Genomic DNA, 7,590 nt, shown 5'->3' with positions numbered 1-7,590 from the left:
CGGCAACTCCGTACTCGGCAACAACGCCACTACCCCATTCTCCTGCCGTAAATTCAAGCGCGAGACATACCCCTCCGCCGTGGGAAAATGTTGTATAACGTTATCCAAATACTGAAACCCATTGGCATAATCCGTAACGGTATTTTGTGAAAGAACGTCATTTTGAACCACTTTGCGCACTTTGCGCCCCGTGGCATCGTAAAGATACGAAATTGTTCCTCTCGTTCCAAAGTCAATAAATGTCGGTAAGTTCAAATGATTGTATTTAATCGAACGAATCGTTTTATTCTCATCCTTTACCATATTCCCCAGGGCATCATAGGCATAATCGTCGCTCGGGTCGGAGGCCAGCGTGCCATCGGGACTGTCGTCGTGAAAACCACCCGCATGGGCCGTGGCATCGGTCACTTTCAACAACAAGTTACTGTCGGGAGCATAGGTATACGTTAAATCATCAATCTCCAACGCAAAATTGGTCGCATCCAATTCGCCATTACGCCACAAATGGGTAATGTTCCCGTTGGGGTCATAGGTGAGTTTCTCCCGATAGTTGTTGACATTCGGTTGGGTATAGCCCGGTTTTTGGTAAAACGCCTCCTCCAAACGATTCAAGGCATCATAGGTATAGCCATAATTACGTAATACATTATCATTGTACGAACGCCAATAGGTTTCACTAATGTTCCCATTGTACAACGGTACTACGCCATTGGTCGTATTGTCCTCTACCTGATTGTAATTGATCTTAAAGGCAAACAAATCATGCGGCCGCCCCGATTGCGCCAACGTACCCACATTGTTGATGTCGGTCAACCACCCGCGAATGTTGTAGCGGTAGTCTACGCTTTGCAAGCCTTGCAACGTACTAAAATCCTGCCCCCCTACTTCTTTGCGAATCAATTGCCCCAAGGCATCATAATGATGGTCGGCAATGAGTTCACGCGCCTGATTATTGATTTGATGGGTACGTGTTTTCAACTGCCCTTGTCGGGTGTAGGTAAAGTTTTCATCAACCTTTATAGGGTTTGTGCCATTAAAAAGCTGGTGGTTCGTTTGGGTATTGACAACTTGTCCCGCAAAGTTGTACACTTGAGTAACCGTAGTATGGCCCCCCAAGTAGTTTTGCGTATGGGTTTGCAAGGCACGTCCTTGGTAATCATACAAGGTATAAGTAGTCTCGCCCACCGTTTCATTCGGTTCCGCCAATACCCTAACCCACGACCCTGTTTGGAGTCCTTTGGCATTAGCCCACACGCGCTGCCCTTGCACATCGTGAGGCACTTGAGCGGGAGCCCCCGGAAATTGATAATGATCGTAAAACGTTACCGTAAGGAGTTTATAGTCACTCTGCGGAAAAACCGCACTGCTGTAAGGATTGGCATAGCCATCAACATTTGATCCCGAGCGCGTTTCATGTACTGCAGCGGACACATCAAACGTTTGTTGTATTTGGGCGCGAGTAGACAAATCAAATGCCCTACTTTCCATTTTCCAAAGCGTATACGCCACACGTCCAAAGGCATCGTATTTCGTATGCATCCAACCTACTTGTTCGCCACCAAACGGGTTAAAAGCAGGGCCAGTAGCGACTACCCGATCCAAGCGGTCATACACCATAAACTCCCATGTTTTGCCGGGCAACTTTTTGGCCACCATCCGATTGCGATCGTCATAGTAGTATTGATACCCCAACGCATCCAATTGCGCGACAGAAACCCCGTTTTGTGTATTAATTTTTGGCGGCAATACAAAGGTCAAATTCCCAAAATCATCATAGATATAATAGGTATCGTGCGGGGCATATTGGTTGTACGTGCGTTTAAGCACGACTTGACCTGCTGCATTTTTAAACTCCTCAGTCGTATGATTGGTACCACTTTGTGTAGTCCAATTTTCATCCTTAGTCACCGTTTTATAAAGTACCGATTTCGCATAAAACCCTTCATCACGCAAGGTAGCTTCATAGACCTTATCGGTAGCATTGTAGGAGAGTGTAACGCTAAACTTCCGCACTTCTTCATCCCCGTTGGTTTGGTAATCAAACTTGATGGTGCGGTCGTTATTGTTGTTTTCATTCCCCACCCAAGCATTCCCGGGCGCCGATTGCTTAAGCACGCGGTTCAGGGGGGAGGGTTCGTAAAACTTGCGACTGTATACGGCTTCCCCTTGGTAGAGCGAAAATCCTTCGGTTTCCGATTTGGCATTGGGTTGATAACTCAAGTCCGAGGACTGTTCCGACACATACGGCAGGTATTCATACTGCGGGCGTCCGTAGGCATCATATTCAATATGCGTGATGCGATCTTTGCCGTTTCCTCCCATACGACCCTCGATTTTTTGAATCGGGCGACCCAATCCGTCAAAATAGGTGACCTGCCGTTGGGCAACACTATCATTGGGTTGCGGCACCGAGGTTTGCGTCGCTACTTTATACGTAGTAGAGCGCACATAGTTTTGATTGGTGGTTTGACCCCAAGCGGTGGTTCCGCTGAGCCCCATTCCAAACACCGCAAGGGCGATAACAAGAAGACGAGTGTGTAGTATATAATTTTTCATGGCGTTCGGAATTAAGGTCTGTAGTTATAACTGTTCTCGGTAACAATATTGCCAAAATGATCGGTCACTTTCTCCAAGCGGTTCATGGCATCGTAATGGTATTTTATACGAACCCCTTTCGGATCGGTCAACGTACTCATTCCAACCAGTGGAATATGGGTTACGGTGGTAACCATCGCCTGACTTAACCCTGGGGCGTTGCGAAGGTTGTCCAAGGCAGTTAGTACATCCAGCTCACTTCCTGTAGCGGTGGCTTGATGAAGCGCCGTAATTAGGTTTGCAGGGATAGCTTGATAGCTGCAATTTTCTATTTTGGCCACTACTTGCGTGTGGTTATACCCCCAAATATAAGCGATTAGCATCCCGTCTTCTTGTTGCACCTCTAAGGGGTTGCCGTAGGCATCGTATCGATTATATCGAACTTTCGATGCCAAAGCTTGGTTGCCTTTGGCCGTTAAAATACGCTGCGGCAGGTACGACGCATTCCCTTGAAACGTATTGCTGTATTCAATTTGACTGGTTTGCAACAGTTCCCCATTTTTTTGCACTTCGATACGCTCAATCTCAGCGATGCGGTTTTGCGCCAGCACGGCGGGATCCGTTAAGTAGGAATAACTGGTATTCGTCTCCTCCCCCTCAGGACTGATAACTTGGTGATTGGCGATCATTTTGTTGAGGGGGTTGTATTCAAAAAATTCTCGCGTAACCACCTCACTTTGAGTATTGGAAGCATCGTAGAAATAGTTTTTGGTTTCGGTTGATGTTAGTTTTGCCCAGCCGTGCATTTGTTCAATTGGGGCAACCCTAAAATTTCTTTGATTAAAAGGATCACCACAATGAAAGCTAATTAAAGATTTTACAAAAAACGAGGGAGACATTCCAATAAAGCTAATATCGACAATATCTATATTGTCATCATATTGAACTTTCAGAGTACTAAACTTTTTAAAATAAGAACCTTGAAAATAAAAATCATTCACTTCATCTCTGTAAATCTTTAATCCTGTTCGATTAAGAAATTCTACAAAAGTATATTCATAATTCGTACTTCTTAATATTCTTGAATCACTATAAACTGATTCATTAAGCAATAATCCTCTTTTAAAATCAATATTTTTTGATGGAATATGATTAACCAATAATTCATTGATCGTTTCGGGATAATCTACAGGCGAAGAATATTCATATTGAGTTTTCCCATTTCCAAGTTCAAACACCGTCACATTTTTATATCCAACATCAGAACCTTGTGTTTTTACTGGTGTAAGATAGTTATTTGTAGTCACTGATTTATAATTTATATCTCCACTAATCATTGGTTGGTAAGAATCACATCGTGTTTGAAAACGAAAACTTTTGTGAGCTGAAAAAACTGGTTTCTTATATACTAATGAACCACTACTTTTTGTAAAATCATCAAACATTTGATAAACATAATTTTTCTCTTTCTCAGGGAGAATGCTTAAACTACTAAGTTGATAATAATCTTGTGCAACATTCTCTTTAAAATAACCGATTCTTTTTATTCGATTTCCTCCACCATAACAAAATTTTTGAATTATGGGATTAGGATTATAATAATCAACACCTATAAAACTTGTGGGGCCATTGTATGATTGAACCCATACCTCCCTCTTCAATGCATATTGAACTCCGGGGGCTAGAATAAAATCAAAGCAACAGGATTGAAAATTATCAGGACAATTTAAATTTTCAAGAATTTCCCATTGATTATTAACTCTTTTTAATAAAGTCAATCTAATTTGTGTGTTCAAGATATCCTGAGGATTAACCACATCAGAATGTACCGTAATTTTCTGTTCAGCAATTGCTGAAAAGTTAAGCAATTGAATTGAAGCATTTGAATTTGGATTCAAAGGATCTAATACAATATTATTCATAGTTGAATTAGTAAAATGATATTCCTGAGTAGCTTGAAAAATAAAGTTATTTGGATTATCACTATAATTTGTTAAAGGACTATTACCTTCAAATGAATAAGTATTGGCTTCATAATCAAAAATGACTGATCCGCCCGTTGGATATAAAATTTTTTGGAGTAAATCACTATCTGAAAATGAAGGTGTTGGATTTTTGTGATATCTTGTATCTATTCGACACATCTCAATCAAATTGAGAAAACCCCACGAATCTTTGGCTACTTGATAGCCAGAAGGTATTGGATTCTGAACATAAAAAAACTCATATCCTTTATTTGGATTTAAGTTTTTATCAAAAATCTTTATCTCTTTTAACATCATTCGTGTTTGTAATAAAGTAGAATAATCGTAAACAAATTCAAACTTTTTTTGTAAAACTTGATTCAAATCATAAAGGCTCAAAGATTTAAGATATTTTGCAGTTCCTTGGAGTCCAATGTTTGTGTCGTTTCTTCCGCTTTCATAATTGAATGTAACCTTAGCTTTATTTACAACATCTATTGACTCTAATTTCATTACGGAAACAAGATTGAAAGAATTTATTAAAGTCCGAAGTGGAGGAAACTCATTCATACATGGATAAAGTTCAACATAGGATAAAAAGTAACTATCCATAGGTTCGTTAGATGTCCATGTTGAAGAGACAGTACATTCTTTAGAGCCATCAGAGTAATTAAATCGAATAAGTAAATTATTATTATTATCGTAAACTTCTGATAAATGTATAGCACTTATATGCTCTCTCTCTGATGTTGTTGACTGAGTCACATTAGTTCCATACATATGACTTTCGATAGCACTAAAAGTCTTACTTTTTTCTTTAACATTAAAAATATATTTAAACCCATTTTCATCAAAAATCACGAAAGAATCTGGCACATAAGTATTACTATTTACAGTGGTTTGATAAAAATGTACTTTTAGACGATAGTCATCTAAGGGTTTAATTTCAAAATCTCCTGATTGAATATTCTTTTTAATGTAAAATCTACCTGTTTTACCCATGAAATTAAATTGCCATAAATCGTGTTCTGTATCATAACGATTCATTTCTCTTGTTGACCATAAAAACTCACTAATTAAGTCTTTATCATAACTATTTAAACTTAAATTATTATACAAATCATCTTGGTTTTCAAATATGTAATTTTCTGTGATTTGGTAATAATTATTAGAATGATTGGGAAAATTATGATGATGGATGCCAACTTTTCCTGGAACTGTGCTTGTATCTAAAAGCAACAATTCATCGGGATGACCTTTGACAGTTCGCGAGACACTTCCTCCTGCAAAAAGGCTCCATCCCAGACCAGTATCACTAGCGACATCATTTGCACCTACTCCTGAGTGATATTTTAAGGCTACATTCAAACTAATTTCTTTTGAAATAGTAGTGATGTCAAAAAAAGGTATAGATATATCAGGTATTCCAGTATAATTACTCACGGGAAATTCTTCAAACTTCATCAAAGCCGCTACGGTGGGCGCAGGTGGAATAACCGTGGGTAAGTCCGATTTAATCTCTGGATTTTGGCTAAAACCAATTGTGATTACACTTAGGTAAAACAATACAATATACTTTCTCATGGCGGTTTAGTTTTTGGTTGTTTTTTTCATAATTTTTACGCCGTCGCTTTGGACATTGGTGCTGATGTTGACTATATAAATCCCCTCGGGTAAAGCGCTTAAATCCACAGGCACCGTGCGCGATGCAATAGGAAACTGCTGCATCACACGGCCGTTTAAATCCACTACCGTAGCCGTCCCTTTTTCAAAATCATACCCAATGACAATGTTGGTAAACCCATACGTGGGGTTGGGCGAAGCTTCAATCATTAATTTTGCTTTCGGCGGTTTTTGCTCGTCTTTCAACTTGACCACCCAAAAATCATGACGCCCCACCGAACCCGACTTATCGCCCGTCGCTTTGGCATCAGATATCCCTGCCATCAAGTAGCCCCCGTCACGGGTTTCGATAACCTTGCGCAACAAATCAAATCCGTTGCTTCCTACTGTGCGTGACCATAGCTCCTCCCCTTTTGCATCAACCTTTAACGCGATGTAATCATCTGTGCCTTTTTTGGCTTTTAACGCACCGCCCACAGGCATGCGCTTGGCTAGTTTTGAACCCACCTTATTGTATTCGCCTTGAGCATACCCTCCTATCAAAAGACTTTGATCGGCATTGAGTACCATCGAGGTAAGCACATCCGTTTGTCCAAAATCATAGGTCTTTTGCCATAAAAGCGTTCCTTGATCATCCATTTTCACCAACCATAAATCAGTCCCCGATTGATTGGAGGCTGTTTTCTCGGCCGAGCTTGACGAATTTGAATTGCCCCCCAACAAATACCCTTGGTCAGCCGTAGCCACCATAGCTTGCAATTGGTCGTCACGGTCTCCGCCAAGCGTGCGTTGCCATAACGCCTCCCCATTGGCATCGGTACGCACAACCCAAAAGTCCCCGATACCGCGGTTTTCCTGTGTCTTCGTGCCACTCTCCGGTGAATTTGAATAGCCTCCCAAAAGCAATCCGCCGTCGGGAGCAATGACCACACTGCGCAATTCATCAATATAAGTGCCGCCATAGGTCTTTTGCCAAGCGACTTCTCCCGTGGATTTCAACTTGACTACCCAATAATCCAAATCCCCATAATGATTCCCCATTTTGGGCACAACCTGTTCTTTTGTCACAGCCCCTTGAATACGTCCCGCAGCCGAAGCAGAGGAGCCTGCAAGCAAATACCCATCGCCATAGGGCAATATACGGTGTACTCTCTCTTGGTCAATCCCGCCCAAAGTCACCTGCCACTCGATTTCACCGCGCGCATTGAGTTTTAACACCCAAACATCATCCAACCCTTGGTGGGGGGTCAATTTATCATAACTCTTGGGCGAATTGGACGTGCCTGCCAATATAAAACCACCATCCGAAGTCAAGGCTATACTGTAGAGAAAGTCACTGCCCGACCCCCCAAAGTTTTGTTGCCATTCGGCTTCTCCCTTTTCGTTCATTTTCCACAACCAATAGTCCATATCATGCGAACTTTGGGTTTTAGAACCTGACTTTACCGACAAAGAAGAACCCGCCAGA

The 7,590-nt window shown here is 41.3% G+C and carries 3 protein-coding genes; all 3 read right to left on the bottom strand.

Annotated elements, in window-relative coordinates; genetic code table 11:
- Window positions 1-2,556 (bottom strand): DUF6443 domain-containing protein (locus O9316_RS03950; protein ID WP_298347012.1); only part of this gene is annotated, 2,556 nt, incomplete at its 3' end.
- A gap of 11 nt (window positions 2,557-2,567) precedes the next feature.
- Window positions 2,568-6,083: a hypothetical protein gene (locus O9316_RS03945; protein WP_298205521.1), complete on the bottom strand. Its 3,516-nt coding sequence runs from the start codon at window positions 6,081-6,083 to the stop codon at window positions 2,568-2,570.
- 6 nt (window positions 6,084-6,089) lie between these two features.
- Window positions 6,090-7,590: T9SS type A sorting domain-containing protein (locus O9316_RS03940; protein WP_298205522.1), on the bottom strand; the 1,501-nt coding region annotated here is incomplete at its 5' end.

This window comes from Flavobacterium sp. (assembly GCF_027533505.1).
Classification (GTDB): Bacteria; Bacteroidota; Bacteroidia; order Flavobacteriales; family Flavobacteriaceae; genus Flavobacterium.
The sequence above is the reverse complement of the archived record's forward strand: the minus strand, read 5'-3'. Positions and strand labels throughout refer to the sequence as shown.

What these genes read in the sequence shown, in the direction of transcription:
- O9316_RS03945 (WP_298205521.1), bottom strand. Translation starts at nt 6,083, where the DNA reads ATGAGAAAGTATATTGTATTGTTTTACCTAAGTGTAATCACAATTGGT.